Here is an 18,474-nt window from a genome sequence, read left to right as displayed (position 1 = left end):
CCATGGCGCCACCGCCGTCCGGAAGACTTAGCAAATCGCAACGCCACAAGGAAACGGGGATTCAGACATTGTTGACCATTCCGATGCCGCTTTTTTCCGATCCGGAAATATGGCATCCGAAGTGATCTTTATTGGGATTGCCATTATGTCGCTCGCCGCCGCCCTGTCCGCCGCCCTGCTGCTTCTGCTGCTGCCCGGTCCGACCAATGCGCTGGTCGCCGCCGCCACGGCAACCGGCGGCCTTCGGCGTCTGCCGGCTGTGGTGGGGGCGGTTGTTGTCGCCTATGGATTGGCGCTGACGCTGCTCGGCCTCGGGGCCGGCGTGCTGGCAGAAAGCGCGCCGGCCGCCGCTCCCCTTTTGAAGCTCCTGGCATCGGCGGCGCTCGCCCTGTCGGCCGTCAAGCTCTGGCGCGCCGATCCGGCCTCCGGCACGGCGATGCCGACGCGCCGGGTGTTCCTCATCACCCTGATCAACCCGAAGGCGCTGGTCCTCGCCTTCGCCATCCTGCCGCCGGGCTTGCCATCACCGGCCCTGATGGCCGGCACGATCGCCGCCATAGCCTTCGCGACGGCCGTCTGGGGGCTTGTCGGCCTCGCCATCGGTCGCCTCGGCCGGCGTTATGTCGGCGCCGGTGTCATCAACCGGGCCACCGCCGGGGTGCTTGCCGCCTTCGCCGGCGCTCTGATGGTGACGACGGCTGTCGCCGCCTTGTGAGACCTTGCGCGCCGGCTGAATATTCGGCTTTAACCGAGCCAAGAACGAGCCCAGCGGGAGACGCGCGATGTCGGCCGAGACCACTTCCATCCCCACAGGCGACCTCACGCAGGATGAGGCCGCCGCCGAACTTCAGCGCCTTGCCGCCGAAATCGCCCGACACGACCGCCTCTATCACGGCAACGACGCACCGGAGATTTCCGACGCCGACTATGACGCCCTGCGTGCCCGCAACCGCGAGATCGAAGCACGCTTTCCCGAACTCGTGCGCTCCGATTCGCCCTCTCTCGCGGTGGGGGCGCCCGTCTCCGAGACCTTCTCTCAGGTCCGCCACGTCAAACCGATGCTGTCGCTCGACAACCTGTTCAGCGAGGCCGACCTCCATGATTTCGTCAAGCAGGTAAGAAACTTCCTCGGCGCCAGCGAGACGCCGGTGTTCACCGCCGAGCCGAAGATCGATGGCCTCTCAATGTCGCTGCGCTACGAGCGCGGACGGCTGGTCACGGCGGCGACGCGCGGCGACGGCACGACGGGCGAGAACGTCACGGCCAACGTCCGCACGATCAAGGAAATCCCGGAAGAGTTGCCAGCCGGAGCGCCCGAGGTGGTGGAGGTGCGCGGCGAAGTTTACATGAAGAAGGCTGACTTCGCCGCCCTCAACGAGCGGATGATGAACGACAGCGGCCGTCTGTTCGCCAACCCGCGCAACGCTGCCGCCGGCTCGTTGCGCCAGCTCGATGCCAAGGTCACCGCCGGCCGGCCGCTGTCCTTCTTCGCCTATGCCTGGGGCGATCTCTCCGAACCGCTGGCCCAGACGCAATACGACACGGTGAAGCGCTTTGCCGACTGGGGCTTTCCCGTCAACCCACTGATGGTGCGCTGCCACTCCGAGGAGGAGCTTTTCGCCCATTACCGGCTGATCGAGAGCCAGCGTGCCGACCTCGGCTACGATATCGACGGCGTGGTCTACAAGGTCGACAGTCTCGCGCTGCAAGAACGGCTCGGCTTCCGCTCGCGCTCGCCGCGCTGGGCCACCGCCCACAAGTTCCCGGCCGAGCGCGCCTCGACCACCGTCAAGGCCATCGAGATTCAGGTCGGCCGCACCGGCGCGCTGACGCCGGTTGCCAAGCTCGAACCGGTGACGGTGGGCGGCGTCGTCGTCTCCAACGCCACGCTGCACAATGAGGACTACATCAAGGGCATCGGCCTGGACGGCGCACCGCTGCGCGACGGCCGCGACATCCGCGTCGGCGACACGGTGGTGATCCAGCGGGCCGGTGACGTCATCCCTCAGGTGGTCGACGTGCTGATCGAGCAGAGGCCGGCCGAGGCGGCGCCCTATGCCTTCCCGACCGTCTGCCCGCGTTGCGGCAGCCACGCCACCCGGGAGATCAACGAGAAGACCGGCAAGGTCGACGCGGTGCGCCGCTGCACCGGTGGCCTGATCTGTCCGGCGCAACAGGTGGAAAGCCTCAAGCATTTCGTCTCGCGCCACGCCTTCGACATCGAGGGCCTCGGCGACAAGCAGATCGAATTCTTCCATGCGTTGGAAGACGAGCACCTTTCCATCCGCATGCCGGTCGACATCTTCACCCTGGCAAGGCGCGAGGCGACCGGCCTCAATCGGCTCGGCAACTTCCCCGGTTTCGGCTCGACTTCGGTCAAGAACCTGTTCGAGAGCATCGAGGCGCGCCGTCAGATCGACCTTCATCGGCTGATCTTTGGCCTAGGTATCCGCCACATCGGCGAAGGTAACGCCAAGCTCTTGGCTCGCGCCTATGGATCGTGGGATCATTTCTATGACGCCATGCGGAAGGCCTCAGCCCGCGATCCGGAAACGCTGGCCGAACTCGACGCCATCGACGGCGTCGGCGCCGTGGTGGTCGAGGCACTTACCGATTTCTTCGGCGAGGATCACAACCGCGCCGCCATTGACGCCCTGCTGAAGGAAATCACGCCTCTCGACGCTGAAGCGCCTGTCGCCACCAATAGTCCGGTGGTCGGCAAGACCGTGGTCTTCACCGGTTCACTGGAGAAGATGACGCGCGACGAGGCCAAGGCCACCGCCGAGCGGCTGGGCGCCAAGGTGGCCGGTTCGGTATCGAAAAAGACCGATCTGGTGGTCGCTGGTCCCGGCGCCGGTTCCAAGCTGACCAAAGCCGCCGAACTCGGCATCGAGGTGATCGACGAGGACGCCTGGCTGGAGCGGATCAAGGGGTTATAGCGGCCTCAAAGAGGCTGGCACCGAAACTCGCCGGTATCAGACAGAGGACTACGAATTCGAGATCCGGAGCGGAGCGAACATAAGCAACTCCGGCTGTGCCCCGCGTTTTTGCGTCCGGAGTCGCGTCTCGAAAAGTGAAAAGGTATTGGCCGGGAACTTCGGTCTCGACCAATACCCTGAGGTTCATAAACGCCGGAAGCACAGAGTGCTAACCCAGGCGCCCGCCCCAGTCGAGTTTCCGAGAACACCATCAACCGCGCGACCAGGAGATGGCAAGGGATGCCAATTCCGGCGTCGCCGCGACGAGGCCGCCCGCCGTATCGAGATAATGGCCGGGCTCAAGCCGCCAGGCCGCGTTGTCCGCGTCCTCCGCATAGGCCGCCAGCGCACGGCCGGCATTGGCCGCAAGCGTTCCTACGAAATAGCTTTTGATCCCGGAAAGCATCCTATCGGATGTCATGGTCATGTCCTCTCTCCACTGAGAAAAGGCCTGATTGGCGGCCGACGAGACGATTTGAGCCTCAATCCTTGAAGGACAAGTAAACGAAAACCAGAACCCCCCTCAAAACATCAACAAAGAAGCCTGAAACACGAAAAGAAACACCTAGCCTTCCTCATACGTTGCATAAAAATACGCTACGTTAGTGAAAAATACCAAGCGAATTACCAGATATTAACCGAGACTGTCGCCCCGAAGAATGGCCTCCTTCAGGCCTACGATGCTCTCGCCCCCGGCGCCCTGTTGCTTTATTGTTCTCCTCATGACTGCTTCCCAGAATCACGACGACACCGATTTCGACGCCTCCCCTTCGCTGGGTATTGCCGCCCGCGCCATGGCCGCCGCCCGTCCGGGCGGGGCCGTCGGCTATCTGCAAGGCATGAACCCCGAACAACGCGAGGCGGTCGAAACGCTGGACGGCCCCGTGCTGGTGCTGGCCGGTGCCGGCACCGGCAAGACGCGCGTGCTGACGACGCGCATCGCCCATATTCTGGCGACGCGCCGCGCCTTCCCCTCGCAGATTCTTTCGGTAACCTTCACCAACAAAGCGGCCCGCGAGATGAAGGAGCGCGTCGGCAAACTGGTCGGCGGCGTCGTCGAGGGCATGCCCTGGCTTGGCACCTTCCACTCCATCGGCGTTCGCATGCTGCGCAAGCACGCCGAACTGGTCGGCCTCAAGAGCAACTTCACCATCCTCGACACCGACGACCAGCTTCGCCTCATCAAGCAACTGATCCAGGCCGATGGCATCGACGAAAAGCGCTGGCCAGCCCGCCAGTTCGCCTCCGCCCTCGACGGTTGGAAGAACAAGGGCCTGCGCCCCGCTGAAATCCCCGAGGGCGAGGCGCGCGCCTATGTCAACGGCCGCGGGCGCGAGCTCTACGCCGCCTATCAGGCGCGCCTCAAGGTTCTGAACGCCGTCGACTTCGGCGACCTGCTGCTTGAGGCGGTGACGCTCTTGCGCCAGAATCCCGACGTGCTGGCCGATTACCACAAGCGCTTCCAGTTCATCCTGGTCGACGAGTATCAGGATACCAACGTCGTCCAATATCTCTGGCTGCGCCTTCTGGCCCAGGGCTCGCACAACATCTGCTGCGTCGGCGACGACGACCAATCGATCTACGGCTGGCGCGGCGCCGAGGTGGACAACATCCTGCGTTATGAGCGCGACTTCCCCGGCGCCAAGGTGATCCGGCTCGAGCGCAACTATCGCTCCACCGCCCACATTCTCGGTGCCGCCTCGCATCTCATCGCCCACAACGAGGCGCGGCTCGGCAAGACGCTGTTCACCGACCTGCCGCAATCCGACGACGAGGACAAGGTGTTCGTCGCCTCCGCTTGGGATTCGGAGGAAGAGGCGCGCTCGATCGGCGACGAGATCGAACGCTATCAGCGCGGCGGCACGCCGCTCAACGACATCGCCATCCTGGTGCGCGCTTCCTTCCAGATGCGCGAATTCGAAGACCGCTTCGTCACCTCCGGCATCCCCTACCGCGTCATCGGCGGCCCGCGCTTCTATGAGCGCGCCGAAATCCGCGACGCGCTGGCCTATTTCCGCATCGTCATGCAGCCCGCCGACGACCTCGCCTTCGAGCGCATCGTCAACACGCCGCGCCGTGGCATCGGCGACACCTCGGTCCGCACGCTGCACGATTACGGCCGGGCCGAAGGCGTGCCGCTCACCGAGGCGACGCACCAGCTTGTCGCCACCGAGGAATTCAAGGGCAAGACGCGGACGTCGCTGCGCGACTTCCTGGACAACATCGGCCGCTGGCGCGACCTCATCCCGTCCATGAAGCACACCGAGCTCGCCGAATTGATCCTCGATGAGAGCGGCTACACCGCCATGTGGCAGAACGACCGCTCGGCCGAGGCGCCGGGCCGCCTCGAAAACCTCAAGGAACTCATCCGCTCCATGGACGAGTTCGAGAGCATGGAAGGCTTCCTCGAACACATCTCCCTGGTGATGGACCGTGACTCGGGCGAGGAACTCGACGCCGTCTCCATCATGACACTGCATTCGGCCAAGGGTCTGGAGTTCGACACCGTCTTCCTGCCCGGCTGGGAGGAAGGCCTGTTCCCACACCAGCGCGCCCTCGACGAGGGTGGTCGCTCCGGCCTTGAGGAGGAACGCCGCCTCGCCTACGTCGGCCTGACGCGCGCCAAGAAACACTGCCTAATCTGGTTCACCTCCAACCGCCGCATCCACGGCTCCTGGCAGTCGTCCATCCCCTCGCGCTTCCTCGACGAATTGCCGGCCGCTCACGTCGAGATCAAGGAAACCGGTAGCGCCTACGGTGGCTACGGCTCGTCATTCGGCCGTCAGAATCCCTACGGCGCCTCGCGCTTCGACAGCGTCGAGCGCTTCCAGTCGAACTACGAAACGCCCGGCTGGCAGCGCGCACAGAAGGCCCAGAAGGCGAGCAGCCAGGCTTCCGGTGGTAGCCGTGGCGGCTTCTCCTCGCCGGCCCAGCCCTCCTACGGCCGTGGCCAACCCAAGCTGATCGAAGGCGAGCTGATCGCCAAGTCGGTGGTGGACGGGGCGCCGAAATTCTCGGTCAGTGACAGGGTGTTCCACGTCAAGTTCGGCCCCGGCACGGTCTCCGCCGTCGACGGCAACAAGGTCACCGTCGATTTCGACAAAGCCGGCCAGAAGCGGGTTGTGGACAGCTTCCTCGAACGTAGCAGTAAATAGCGGGCTAGCGAGATCGGCTTCTGTCTGGAGTTCCGGCGAATAAGTGCGATGGAACCCCAACGCAGCCCATTGGGCCGACATAAAACTTTCAGACTTTCAATACATTTGGTGGGTGCGCAACAATTCACGCGTCTTCGCCCGGAGCTCAGTTCACGGGCAAAACGCAGCCGATAACATCAACTTATATTAGGGAGAGCAGAATGCTCGGGATCAATCCGCTTCGTCTGGCCGTTCTGGCAGCCATCAGCTTGCCGGGCCTTGTGCACGCCGCGGAGACCACTCAGGTGGCGGATCAGGTCGCTTTGATGGAACAGGCGAAATCCCAAGGCATTGCCGGCATCGCCAAGAAGACTCTTCCCGTCGACGCACGCCCCGCCGTTGTGGGTGAGATCGTTGTCACCAGGATTCTCGGCGAAGGCGTGGAGACCAAGTCAAAGCCCGCGGAACAAGGCGACTGGGTTGTCCGCAACCATTGCCCCGAAACCGGTAACGAGCAATACCTCGTCAAGGCAACAAAGTTCCCGAAGCGTTACGGCGAACCCCAATCCAAGCCGGACGCCGAAGGCTTCTCGGCCTTCCGCCCGATCGGGCAGGACATGAACTACTTCATCGTATCCAACCAACAAGGCGACTTTCATTTCACTGCGCCTTGGGGTGAGGAAATGGTGGCCAAGGTTGGCGATGCCATCGTCCAGACCCCCTCAGACACCAAGGACACCTATCGTGTCGCGGCTGCCGCTTTCAAATGCACTTATGAGATCACAAAGCCCGCCAAGGAATGAAGCGGTCTGCGTCTCGGTGGCCTCACGAGAAATGCTCAGGGCCGACAAACTTCGGCCTCCCAGGTACCTGGAGCTGATCAAGACCAGCGGATCGTCATAAAAGCCCATCCGAGTAGGGCTAGTTTCACATTTGAATAGAGGCAGGCATCAGGCTCAGACACTCGTCCCGAAGCATGTATCGGACCTCGGCAAATGTCGGAGACGAACCACTAGCCGTGCAAAACTGCGCATTATTGCTTGAAGCCGACCGCCCGAACACGCCAAGATTGCTTAGGCGGCTCAGACTATGGGCACCTTGTGAATGGGGAGACAGAAGCATGACGAATAGACTTGCCGTCGGCATTCTCACGGCGGGCGCACTGGCGCTGTCGGCCGGCACGGCACTGGCCGACTTCCAGCTCACCATCCTGCATATCAACGACTTTCACTCGCGCATCGAGCCGATCAACAAATACGACTCCACCTGCTCGGCCAAGGAAAGCGATGCCGGCGAGTGCTTCGGCGGCATTGCCCGCGTCAAGAGCGCCATCGATGCCAAGCGCGCGGAACTCAAGGGCGGCAACCTTCTGGTGCTCGACGCCGGCGACGAATTCCAGGGCTCGCTCTACTACAGCACCTTCAAGAGCGGACCGGTCGCCGAGTTCATGAACGGCATCGGCTTCGACGCCATGGCCATCGGCAACCACGAGTTCGACGACGGTCCGGCCGAGCTCGACAAACTGATCGGCGCGGTGAAGTTCCCGATCATTTCCGGCAACACCATCTCGGCCAAGGGCTCGCTGCTCGACGGCAAATACAAGGGCTATGTCATCAAGGAGATCGGTGGTCAGAAGGTGGCCATCGTATCGGTCTTGGCGAAAGACACCTCCGAGACTTCGTCGCCCGGCAAGGACATCACCTTCGAGGACGAGATCACCTATCTCCAGACGGCGGTGAAGGAGATCCAGGCCGAGGGCGTCGACAAGATCATCGCCCTCACCCACGTCGGCTATCTCAAGGATCAGGAAATCGCCGAGAAGGTCGACGGTATCGACGTCATCGTCGGTGGCCACAGCCACACCTACCTGTCGTCGACCGACAAGAAGTCGTCCGGCCCCTATCCGACGCTGGTCAAGAGCCCGTCGGGCGTCGAGGTGCCTGTCGTCACCGCCTACGCCTATTCCAAGTATCTCGGCGACCTCACCGTCACCTTCGACGACAAGGGCGTCGTCACCGCCGCCCAGGGCGCGCCACTGCTGCTGGACGCCTCGGTGAAGCCGGATGAAGGCTACGTTGCGCGGGTCAAGGAACTCGGCAAGCCGCTGGAAGAGCTGAAGGCCAAGATCGTCGGCTCGTCCGCCTCCATCATCGACGGCGACCGCAAGTCCTGCCGCGCCGTCGAATGCTCGATGGGTAACCTTGTCGCCGACGCGGCGCTCGACCGCGTCGCCAGCCAGGGCATCACCATCTCCATCGCCAATGGCGGCGGTCTCCGGGCATCGATCGATGCCGGCGACGTCTCCATGGGCGAGGTGCTGACGGTGCTGCCGTTCCAGAACACGATCGCCACCTTCCAGATCGATGGCGCCGGCATCAAGGAAGCGTTGGAGAACGGCGTCAGCCAGGTCGACGAGGGAGCTGGCCGATTCCCGCAGGTGTCCGGCCTGAAATATACCTTCGATCGCTCCAAGCCGGTCGGCAGCCGCATCACCAGCGTCGAGGTCAAGCAAGGCGACGCCTTCGTGCCGCTCGAAGCGGCCAAGACCTATGGCGTGGTCACCAACAACTACGTCCGTGGCGGCGGCGACGGCTTCAAGACCTTCGCCGACAAGGCGGTCAACGCCTATGATTACGGTCCCAACCTTGAGGACGTGGTGGCCCAGTACCTGACCACCCACAATCCCTACAAGCCCTATACCGACGGCCGCGTCACCGACGCGACGCCGGCCGACTACGTGCCGCCGAAGAAGTAACACCGGTTCAGCGGCGCTTTGAAAATGACGGGCGGGGCATCAGGCTCCGCCCGATTTTGTATGCCCCAGCTTTGACAAGCCTCAGGGCTCCGACTAAACCCCCGCCAGCCCCGGAATTCAGCTCAGGAACAACCATGCGCCAGTATCAGCTCCACATCCCCGCCGCCGACGCGGCCGGCGCGGAAACGATCGCCGATGCAATCGAGGCGGCCTTCGTCGAAGCGGGTCCGGTATCCTGGTACGAAACGGACGGTGGATGGGCGGTGGATGGCTTCTTCTTCGCCGATGACGCCGAGGAACTCGTCACGACGGCCCGCGCCGCCCTCGACGGTATTGTTGACGCCGCGTTGGTGACGGTCGAGCCGGTACCCGAGGATGTCGACTGGGTGGCGCAGAGCCTGGAAGGCTTGAGCCCAGTGGTGGCCGGCCGCTTCGTGGTGCATGGCGCCCACGACCGCGACCGCATTCCCAAGGGGCTGATCGGCCTGCAGATCGAGGCCAACCAGGCCTTCGGCACCGGCCATCATCCCACCACCTGGGGCTGCCTCACGGCGCTCAGCCGCCTTCTTTCGGTCTATCGCTTCGACAGCGTGTTCGACCTCGGCACCGGTTCGGGCGTACTGGCCATCGGTATCGCGCTGGAAACCAAGCGGCCGGTGCTCGCCTCCGATATCGACCCGCTGGCGGTGGAGATCGCGCTGGAAAACGCCGAGATCAACGGCGCTGCCAACCTCGTCACGGCGGTGACGGCCGCCGGCTTTGCCCATCCGGCCATCGTCGGCCGCAAGTTCGACCTGATCGTCGCCAATATCCTGGCCGATCCACTGAAGATGCTGTCGCCGCAATTCCGCGTCCACGCCATGCAGGGCGCCGCCGTGGTGCTGTCGGGCATTCTGAGGACGCAGGCCGAAAGCGTGCTCGCCGCCTTCCGCGCCCAGGGCTTCGTGCGCGAGCGGCACATCGTCAAGGATGTCTGGAGCACGCTCGTTCTGCGTTACGCCGGCTGAGGACCGCCTGTCAGTCAGAGGCGGCACTCTATCTCAATCCGGCATCAGGCTGCCGAGCAGCGTAGAAACGATCGTTTCGGCGGCCTTGTCGAAATCGGCGCGGCGCAGGCGCGACTGCTCCAGAGCGTCGCAAGCCAATATCTCGAAATCGGCGTAGAACTGAGTCACCGCCCATAACATGATCAAAAGGTGGCGCGGATCGACCGGTTTGATCTTGCCGGCGGCGATCCAGCTTTCGATCACCCGCGCATGGTCACGCGTCACCTCGCGCATGTGGCTACGGTCACGACGGCTAAGGAAGCGCGCGCCACCGATAATCTCGCCAGCGAACAGGCGCGACTCTTCGCCATGCCGACGGGCATGCTCCAATTTGGCGCGCACATAGCTTTCCAGCGCCTCGCGTGGCTCAGCGTCGGCGGAGATATGGGCGAGCGCGGCATCCCACTCGTCGATCAGATGCTTGATGACCGCGTCGTAAACTTCCTCCTTGGAGGAAAAGTAATAGTAGACGTTCGCCTTGGGCAGACCGGCTGCCTCGGCGATCTCGACAATGCGCGTCCCCTCGAATCCCTTGCGCGAGAACAGTGTCGTGGCCGCCTTGAGGATACGGGCGACATTGCGTTGACGAACGCGGTCATCGCGCGCGCCCTCTTCGACCGCCACGCGCCGACGCGGCCGCGCTTTGTGATCTTCCCCGTCTACCTCAGCGTCCAAGATCCCGTTCCCTCGTCAACGACGCCTGCCGCCACGGGCGAAAGGCTGTTCTCACATTTGCAGATTCAATGCGGGAAGCCAATTCCAAAAGCAGATAGGTTCTGCTTTTTGCGCAAACCGCACAAAGATTATGCTGTTGATCGCAAACGAATTAATCTCGAACGTGAATCTGACCGATTGGTCAGATTTTCACAACAACAAAGTTGACACTCCGGTCAGGATCCGCTTATCCTCATCGCAATGGAAGAAGCGACGGCCGACATCCTGAGCGATGAACGGACCGCGACATTCAGGGCCTGCCACACGTTATCCAGTCGACCGGCGCACACCGGCGAAATGTCGCAGCGTATGCGGCTCTGTCAGTTGCGCCTCAACACTCGCGAACGCTCGCCTCGGCGACGTGCAGCGGACGTGTGTCCGTCGCTCTTTCAGGTTCGGGTCACTCGCGCCGACGGCGCCAAAGAGCCAAGGAAGTGTTTCATGACCAGCTTCTTGTCCGACCTCGACGGTCTGGGTCGCCCCCTCTCCCGCCGTCGTCTTCTCAAGGCCGCGGCCGGCACGGCGGCGGCGGGCCTTGCCACCAGCCTATTTCCCCTCGGCGCTTCGGCGGCTGAGGGCATCGTGGCACTGGTTCATACCCAGGCGGCCGGCGACAACGGCCCTGTCGACAGCATGATCGAGAAACTCGGCAAGCTCGCCAAGGAAAAGGGCTTCGAGACCCGCGTCGTCTATGCCGCCGATCCTGCCACCTACGAGACGATCTTCCGCACGCTTGGCGATGCCGGCGCCTCCATCATCGTTTCCACCTTCAACGAGGTGGCCGAGGCCTTCAAGGCGCTCGCCCCCGAATACCCCAACACCAAGTGGATCCAGCTGTTCGGCGACCCGATCGAGCCGGCGCTGCCCAACGTGACCACCGTTTCCTATGACTATTATCTCGGCTGCTACCTGTCGGGCCTGTTCGGAGCGCTCGTCTCGGCCAGCGGCAAGCTCGGCTATATCGGCGGCATCTCGCTGCCCCCGCTCAACGCCGACGCCAACGCGATCAAGACCGGCGCCACCTCTGTCAAAGCCGACGCCACACTCGCCGCCGCCTTCGCCGGCTCGTTCCAGGATCCGGCCAAGGGGCAGGAAATCGCCACCCAGATGTACAAGAGCGGCGTCGACTACATTCAGACCGACTCGGCAGCCACCGATGCCGGCATCATCGCCGCCGCCAACGAGGGCAAGAACCTGATGGTCAGCGCCATCTCGCCGGCCCAGTACAAGCTCGGCCCGTCGACGGTGATAAGCCTGGTGTCGCTCGATTTCGGCCAGTCGCTCTACAACGAGGTGACCCGGGCCCTCGCTGCCGACTGGAAGGGCGGCCACATCGGCACCGGCCTCGGCACTGGCGTCATCGATTTCGTGCTGTCGCCGGTGTTCCTGGAGAAGGGGCCCGAGGCGCTGGTCACCAAAGCCAAGGAAGTCTGGCCGAAGATCGAGGCTGCCAAGGCCGAGATCATCGCCGGCACCCTCAAAGTGCCGTTCAACACCAACCTCTGACCCCGGACGCGCCCCTTCGATGACCGCCCCGTTGCCTCCGGCTCTCGCATGTAACGAAATCACCGTCAGGTTCGGTGATTTCGTCGCCTTATCCGAGGTGTGCCTTACCTTCGAACGGGGCCTCATCCACGCCGTCGTCGGCCAGAACGGTGCCGGCAAGACAACCTTCGCCCGCGTCGCCGCCGGTCTTATCCGGCCCGACGCGGGCGCGATCGCCATCGACGGACGGCCTCTCCCCCTGGGCAAGGTCCGCGAGGCGCGGCGGCTGGGCGTGGAGCTGGTTCACCAGAGCTTCGCCCTGCCGCCATCTTTTACCGTCGCCGAAGCCATGGAATTCGGCGCCGAGCGCTTCGGCCCGGTGTTCAGCGGCCGGAGCCTGGTTCGCCGCTGGCAGCCCCATCTCCAAGCGCTCGATATCGACGTCGATCCCGGCCGGCGGATCCGCGACCTGCCGGTGGAGACGCAGCAAAGCGTCGAGATCGCCAGGGCCATGGTCTCCGACGCCAACATCCTGATCCTCGACGAGCCGACGGCGGTTCTGTCGCCATCCGGGGCCGATGCCCTGTTCGAACGCGTCCGCCGGCTCAAGAAGAACGGCGTCACCGTCATTCTGGTCCTGCACAAGATTCGCGAAGTGCTGGCGGTCGCCGACACCGTCAGCGTGCTGCGTGGCGGCCGCCTCGTCGCCGCCTCCCTGCCCACCGATACGCTTAGCCCAGCGGTGGTGGCGGACCTCATCGTCGGCGGTGGATCGCCATCCGAAACCGATGCCGCCGCGCTGGTCGGGGCAGAGCCGACCGTCCCTGCCGTCATCACCGTTCCGGCGGCTGTCGACGCGCCTCCCATTCTCCGGCTCAACCATGTATCGACACAGCCCGATGCCGAGGGGCCGGCGCTCGAAGCCGTGTCTCTCGATCTCTGGCCCGGCGAGATCGTCGGCATCGCCGGCGTCGAGGGTAATGGTCAGAAGACGCTGGTACGCGCCATCGCCGGGCTTGCCGGAGTGGCCGAGGGCAGCATCGAGCTGGCCGGCACTATCGTCACCACCGCCGATCTCGGCGAGCGTCGCCGGCGCGGCCTCAGCATCATCCCCTTCGAGCGCAACAGCGAAGGCCTCAGCCTCTCGTCATCCCTGTGGGAGAACTGGGCCATCCGCCGCTTGCTGGCCGGCTCGCTGCTGAAGTCCATCCGGCCGGCAGCTTTGCGACAAGAGACCGACGCGGCGCTGAAGCGCTGGGATGTGCGCTACCGCTCGGGCGAGCAACGAGCCGGATCGCTATCGGGCGGCAACGCCCAGAAGCTGATCTTTTCGCGCGAAGTGCATGACGACGCCCGCCTGATCATCGCCGCGCAGCCGACGCGCGGGCTCGACATCGGCGCCACCGCCTTCGTCTGGCAGGCACTGCGGGCGGCGCGCGACCAGGGCGCCGCCGTGCTGCTCATCTCCTCCGACCTCGATGAGCTGTTCGACATCTCCGACCGTCTGGTGGTGATGCTGTCGGGCCGGATCGTCGCCGACTACCGGCCGCCCTACGCCCTCGGAGCCGTCGGCGCCGCCATGACGGGAGCCACCTCATGAACAGCAACCTCGTGGTCGTCCTGCGCGCCGCCGTCTTCATCGCCCTGGCGCTCGCCCTCTGCGGCATCATCTTCGAATTCGCCGGCTATTCGGCCATCGCCATGTTCGAAGCCATCGTCGAAGGTGCCTTCCTGAGGAGCGGCGGGCTGACGCAGAGCCTGCGCTGGGCCGTTCCACTGTTCATCACCGCCGTCGGCGTTGGCCTGTCGTTCCGGTCGGGCTTCTTCAACATCGGGGCCCAGGGACAGTTCTACGTTGGCGCCATCGCCGCCACCTGCGCCGCCACCTGGTTGAACGGCGCGCCGGCCATCGTGTTGGTACCCCTCTCGTTTCTGGCTGGCATGGTGGGTGGTGCGCTGTGGGCGCTGTGGCCGGGGCTCCTCCGCCTGCGGTCGGGGACCGATGAGACGATCACCACGCTGATGGGCAACTTCCTGGCAACGCTGCTACTGATCTACGTCACCACCGGCCCGCTCAAGGACCCCTCGGGCAGCGGCCAGCAATCGTCGAGCCGGCCACTGGCCGCCGCCTACCGCATTTCCAACTCGCTCGGCCTGTCGCCGACCATCATCGCAATCGCCATCATCGTCGGGGTGCTGATGTGGCTGCTGGTCAACCGCAGCGCCTTCGGCGTCGTCGCCAGCCTCGCCGGTCGAAATCCGGTCATGGTGCGTTGGCAGGGCGCCAAGGTCTGGTGGCTCGGCCTGACGAGCTTTCTCGTTGCCGGCGGCCTGGCCGGTCTGGCCGGCACCATCGAAGTGTTCGGCCCCAACGGCCGGCTGGTCGGTGGCTTCCTGCCCGCCCATGGCTTCACCGCCATCCTGATTGCCCTCGTCGCCAACCTGTCGGTGGGCGGAACCGCCATCGGCGCCCTGTTCTTTGGCGGCCTCGCCTCGGCCGCGCTCTATCTGCCGGTCATGGCGGGCCTGCCATCGGCGGCCATCGACATCATCAACGCCGCCATCGCCCTGTTCATCACCGCGCGGTCGGCCCACCTCGATCGCCTGATCGGTCGGGTTACCGGTGGCGCCGGAAGGAGCGCAAAGCCCCAATGACCGATCTCATCGTCGCCATCCTGCGGTCGGCCACGCCCCTCGTCTACGTCACCATGGCCGGCGTCATCGCTCAGCGCGCCGGCATCTGGCATCTCGGCCTCGAGGGCGTCATGATCATCGGCGCCGCCGCCACCGTCATTGGCATCGTGTTGACCGGTTCGCTCGGTCTCGCGCTGCTCGCCGCCGTCATTTTCTCGGTGCTGGCCTCGGTCCTCCTCTGGTTCGCCATCGAGAAGCTCAAGGCTAATCCCATCATCGCCGGGCTTGGTCTCACCGGCCTCGGCATCGGCGGCACCTCGCTCGCCTCGCAGTCGATCTTCGGCAGTCAGGCCTCGGTGACCGCCCCCTTCGGGCTGCCCCGCCTCGGAGAGGCCTTCGGCCCCTTCGCCTCGCTGTCGATCCTGGTCGCAGCGATGCCTTTCGTGGTGTTCGGCATGTGGGTGCTGCTGCGGCGCACCCGCTTCGGCCTGCAGCTCGCCGCCTCGGGCGAGCATCCGTTCGCCGCCCGCAGCGCTGGCGTGGATCCCTCGCGCATGCGCCTGTTCGCCCTCGCCTTTGGCGGCGTGCTGGCGGCGGCCGGCGGCGCGGAACTTGCCACCGGCAGCTTGCAGATCTTCGCCCAGAACATGACGGCCGGTCGCGGCTTCATGGCCTTCGCCGCCGTGGTGTTCGGCGCGTCTCATCCGATCGGCGCGGCGTTGGCGGCCATATTCTTCTCGCTGGTCGGCGCGCTCGGCATCCGCGCCCAGTTGGTGTTCGGCGACGCGGTGCCCCACGATCTTCTGCTCGCCCTCCCCTATCTCGCCACCATTTTCGGCGTCTGGCTGAGTGGTCGCCTGCGTGGCGGCGCGGCGGCGGCCCCGGCAAGCTTCGGCGAATTACGCGACTATTGAGGCCCGACATGACCTTTGCCCAGCGCCACGCCATCAGCGACGTCTGCGTCCTCGTCCGCGACCTTGAGGCCTCCATCGCCTTCTATCGCGATCGTCTCGGTTTTCGTCTCAAGCATCGCGCCCCCGGCTTTGCCGACTTCTCCGGTGCCGGTCTGACACTGGCCCTTTGGGAGCGCGGCCACCTGTCCGCCCACACGGGCACGCCGGTCGACCCGGACTCGGACAGCGCCGTGCTGATCGCCGTGAAACTCAACAGTATGGCCGAACTCGACTCCGCCTATGACGAGCTGAGCGCGGCCGGCGTCGCTTTCGTGGCGCCACCGGCACCTTATGCCTGGAACGCCTACGGCGCCTATTTCACCGGGCCGGACCGCGAGGTCTGGGAACTTTACGCCTGGCTGCCCGGTGGCGCGCCCGGCAAGATCGACACAAGCGAGGGCGCCCGATGACCGCATACGCCAAGTTCGGCAGCCATCCACCGCTGCCCATTCGGCCGGCCGTGAAGACTGAAGCCCACGCCGGCAAAACCTTTCTGGTCACCGGCGCGGCCGGCGGTGTCGGCGCGGGGCTGGTCTCGACACTGCTCGATGCCGGCGCCTTCGTCGCAGCGGCCGATCTCGATCCATCGCGAATTTCACCGGCCCCGCGCGTGCTGCCGATCACCGTCGACATCGCCGATGCTGACTCGGTAGCCGCCATGGTCGAACAGGCGCTCGCCTGGCACGGCCGGCTCGACGGCCTCGTCAACGGCGCCGCCGTGGCCCTGCACGCACCGCCGCTCGAACATGGCCTCGACATCTGGCGCCGCCAGTTCGAGATCAACGTGTTCGGCGCCTACGAGGCGGCCCGGCTGGTGGCGAAATCGATGATCGAGCGCGATGTCAGTGGCGCCATCGTCAACATCTCCTCGGAGGCCGGCAAGGTCGGGCACGCCGAGACGATGATCGCCTACAGCGCGACCAAGGCGGCGCTGATTTCCATGACCCGCATGCTCTCGGCAACTCTCGCCGCCAACGACATCAACGTCAACTGCGTCTGTCCGGGTTCGGTGGCAACGCCGATGTTGCGACAGGTGGCGGAGGTCTACTCCTCGCTGTCCGGCGAACCACCGGCGGCGGTTTTCGACCAGATGGTCTCCGGTCAGCTCAAGCGCCATACGACGCCCGAGGAAATCGGCCGCTGCGTCTCCTTCCTGCTGTCCGACGACGCCATGCTGATCCGCGGCCAGGCGATCAACATCGACGGCGGCGACACTCCGTATTGAGGCGATGATGACCGACACGCTGCCATCCCCGATCCTGCTGCGCGGCGGTAGCCTGCTAACGCTCGACGGTCCAGCCGGCTTTATCATCCAGACTGGCGATCTCCTCGTCGAGGACGGGCGCATCGCCGCCATCGGCGGGACCATCTTGCCCCGGCCCGGCGACCGCGTCGTCGAAGCCGCCGGCCACCTGATCATACCGGGGCTCGTCAATGCCCACACCCACTCGAGCGAGACTTTTCTGCGCGGCCGTTTCGAGCGCATGCCGCTTGAAGTGTGGTCGCTCTATGCCTACCCGTTCCTGGTCGACGCGCCGGTCTCCCCACGGCTTCTCTACCTGCGTAGCCTGCTGCTGGCGATGGAGTCGCTGAAGAGCGGCGTCACCGCCCTCTCCGACGACTTCTTCGATCCGCCGGGCCACGATCTCGAACGCATGCTGGCCGCCGTCCAAGCCTATGACGATGCCGGCATCCGGGCGACGATCTCGAACGCGGTGATCAATATTCCGACGCTCGACACGTTGCCCTATGCCCGCGCCGTCATGCCGACCGATCTGCGGACGACGCTCGATGCCGCCGCGCTGACCAACACTTCGACCTATCTCGATTTCTGTGCGGCGGCCCATGCCGCCTTCCACGGCCGCAAGGGGCGGCTGCGCTTCATGGTGGCGCCATCGGCGCCGCAGCGCTGCCCGCCCGATCTCCTGGTGGCCTGTCACGACTTCGCCGTCCGGCACGACCTGCAGTTCCACACCCACGTGCTGGAAACCAAGGTGCAAGCGGTGACCGGGCCAGAGTTCCATGGCAAGAGCCTCATCGCCTACATGGCCGATCTCGGGATCCTGAGTTCCCAGACGACCATCGCCCACGCCGTCTGGGTGAGCGATGACGATATGGCCCTGATGGGCGAGGCCGGCGTCTCGGTGGCCCATAATGCCATTTCCAACCTGCGCCTTGGTTCGGGCGTCGCGCCGATCCGCCGCATGCTCGAAGCCGGCATCAATGTCGCCCTCGGCACCGACGGCCTGTCGTCCAACGACAGCGCCCGCGTTTTCGACCTGATGCGCGTCACCGCCCTGATGCAGGGCGTGCCGGGTCCCGATCCCGCCGACTGGCTGACGGCGGCCGAAGTGCTGGCGATGGCAACGCAGGGTGGCGCCCGTGCCGGCCGCCTCGGCGAGGTCACCGGTTCGCTCGCCGTCGGCAAGGCCGCCGATCTCGTCATTCTCGACCTCGACACCTATTCCTTCATGCCGCTCAACGACCCGGTCAAACATCTGGTATTCGCCGAGAACGGCAACTCGGTCAGGCTGGTGATGGTGGCCGGCGACGTCGTGGTTGAGGACGGTCGCCTCACCCGCGTCGACGAGCGGACCATATTCGACGAGATCGCCGAACTGATGCCCGCCCATCTCGCCGAGCAGGCGATGAACGAACAGCGCGGCCGGGTGTTCGAAGCCTCGTTCGCCGAGGTGCATCGCCGGGCATCGCAGGTCGATCTCGGCCTCAATCGATATGCCGGCGACCTGCCGGCCTGGCGGAAGCAACCCTGAC

Annotated in this window: 15 protein-coding genes; 13 read left to right on the top strand and 2 right to left on the bottom strand. The window is 64.9% G+C overall.

Features of this window, described 5'->3' with window-relative positions; all coding sequences use genetic code 11:
- The first annotated feature begins 145 nt into the window (after positions 1 to 145).
- Both AB6N07_RS12145 and ligA read left to right on the top strand, forming a co-directional pair.
- Entirely contained in the window at positions 146 to 715 is a 570-nt protein-coding gene (locus AB6N07_RS12145; protein ID WP_370678060.1) for a hypothetical protein, read from the top strand.
- Positions 716 to 782: 67 nt separating this feature from the next.
- Positions 783 to 2,939 carry an NAD-dependent DNA ligase LigA gene (gene ligA, locus AB6N07_RS12140; protein ID WP_370678059.1) on the top strand — a complete coding sequence of 719 codons (2,157 nt, stop codon included), beginning with the start codon at positions 783 to 785 and terminating at the stop codon, positions 2,937 to 2,939.
- A 250-nt stretch (positions 2,940 to 3,189) separates the two neighbouring features.
- On the opposite strand, the gene AB6N07_RS12135 is transcribed toward ligA, so the two are convergent.
- Positions 3,190 to 3,405 carry a hypothetical protein gene (locus AB6N07_RS12135; RefSeq protein WP_370678057.1) on the bottom strand — a complete coding sequence of 72 codons (216 nt, stop codon included), beginning with the start codon at positions 3,403 to 3,405 and terminating at the stop codon, positions 3,190 to 3,192.
- Between the two features lie 295 nt (positions 3,406 to 3,700).
- Here AB6N07_RS12135 and AB6N07_RS12130 point away from each other — a divergent pair, with 295 nt between their 5' ends.
- The 4 genes from AB6N07_RS12130 to AB6N07_RS12115 all read left to right on the top strand — a co-directional run bounded on the left by AB6N07_RS12130 (position 3,701) and on the right by AB6N07_RS12115 (position 9,874).
- Positions 3,701 to 6,133: an ATP-dependent helicase gene (locus tag AB6N07_RS12130; protein WP_370678056.1), complete on the top strand. Its 2,433-nt coding sequence runs from the start codon at positions 3,701 to 3,703 to the stop codon at positions 6,131 to 6,133.
- Positions 6,134 to 6,333: 200 nt separating this feature from the next.
- On the top strand, positions 6,334 to 6,915 hold the full coding sequence (locus AB6N07_RS12125; RefSeq protein ID WP_370678055.1) for a hypothetical protein: 582 nt from the start codon (positions 6,334 to 6,336) through the stop codon (positions 6,913 to 6,915).
- Positions 6,916 to 7,232: 317 nt separating this feature from the next.
- Positions 7,233 to 8,867 (top strand): bifunctional UDP-sugar hydrolase/5'-nucleotidase, encoded by a 1,635-nt coding sequence (locus AB6N07_RS12120; RefSeq protein WP_370678054.1) that lies wholly within the window; start codon positions 7,233 to 7,235, stop codon positions 8,865 to 8,867.
- Between the two features lie 134 nt (positions 8,868 to 9,001).
- On the top strand, positions 9,002 to 9,874 hold the full coding sequence (locus tag AB6N07_RS12115; protein ID WP_370678053.1) for a 50S ribosomal protein L11 methyltransferase: 873 nt from the start codon (positions 9,002 to 9,004) through the stop codon (positions 9,872 to 9,874).
- 33 nt (positions 9,875 to 9,907) lie between these two features.
- Here AB6N07_RS12115 and AB6N07_RS12110 read toward each other — a convergent pair whose 3' ends face one another.
- Complete coding sequence (locus tag AB6N07_RS12110) at positions 9,908 to 10,588, bottom strand: TetR family transcriptional regulator C-terminal domain-containing protein (RefSeq protein WP_370678052.1); 681 nt, start codon at positions 10,586 to 10,588, stop codon at positions 9,908 to 9,910.
- A 480-nt stretch (positions 10,589 to 11,068) separates the two neighbouring features.
- Here AB6N07_RS12110 and AB6N07_RS12105 point away from each other — a divergent pair, with 480 nt between their 5' ends.
- Genes AB6N07_RS12105 through AB6N07_RS12075 form a run of 7 tightly spaced genes read left to right on the top strand, consistent with a single transcriptional unit; the run spans position 11,069 to position 18,473 of the window.
- On the top strand, positions 11,069 to 12,133 hold the full coding sequence (locus AB6N07_RS12105) for a BMP family ABC transporter substrate-binding protein (RefSeq protein WP_370678051.1): 1,065 nt from the start codon (positions 11,069 to 11,071) through the stop codon (positions 12,131 to 12,133).
- 19 nt (positions 12,134 to 12,152) lie between these two features.
- Entirely contained in the window at positions 12,153 to 13,712 is a 1,560-nt protein-coding gene (locus AB6N07_RS12100) for an ABC transporter ATP-binding protein (RefSeq protein ID WP_370678050.1), read from the top strand.
- Positions 13,709 to 14,767 (top strand): ABC transporter permease, encoded by a 1,059-nt coding sequence (locus AB6N07_RS12095; RefSeq protein ID WP_370678049.1) that lies wholly within the window; start codon positions 13,709 to 13,711, stop codon positions 14,765 to 14,767. Before AB6N07_RS12100 ends, AB6N07_RS12095 begins: the two co-directional genes overlap by 4 nt.
- The gene (locus AB6N07_RS12090; protein WP_370678048.1) at positions 14,764 to 15,660 is read left to right on the top strand and encodes an ABC transporter permease; all 897 of its coding nucleotides are present in this window, start codon (positions 14,764 to 14,766) and stop codon (positions 15,658 to 15,660) included. The genes AB6N07_RS12095 and AB6N07_RS12090 overlap by 4 nt, the downstream gene beginning before the upstream one ends.
- 8 nt (positions 15,661 to 15,668) lie before the next feature.
- Positions 15,669 to 16,109, top strand: a complete 441-nt coding sequence (locus AB6N07_RS12085) for a VOC family protein (RefSeq protein ID WP_370678047.1) — start codon at positions 15,669 to 15,671, stop codon at positions 16,107 to 16,109.
- The gene (locus tag AB6N07_RS12080) at positions 16,106 to 16,924 is read left to right on the top strand and encodes an SDR family NAD(P)-dependent oxidoreductase (protein ID WP_370678046.1); all 819 of its coding nucleotides are present in this window, start codon (positions 16,106 to 16,108) and stop codon (positions 16,922 to 16,924) included. Before AB6N07_RS12085 ends, AB6N07_RS12080 begins: the two co-directional genes overlap by 4 nt.
- A gap of 7 nt (positions 16,925 to 16,931) precedes the next feature.
- Positions 16,932 to 18,473, top strand: a complete 1,542-nt coding sequence (locus AB6N07_RS12075) for an amidohydrolase family protein (protein ID WP_370678045.1) — start codon at positions 16,932 to 16,934, stop codon at positions 18,471 to 18,473.
- The last annotated feature ends 1 nt before the right edge of the window (position 18,474 follow it).

This window comes from Pleomorphomonas sp. PLEO (assembly GCF_041320595.1).
GTDB lineage: Bacteria > Pseudomonadota > Alphaproteobacteria > Rhizobiales > Pleomorphomonadaceae > Pleomorphomonas.
Note: the sequence above shows the minus strand (reverse complement) of the source record. Positions and strands in the feature narration are given on the sequence as shown.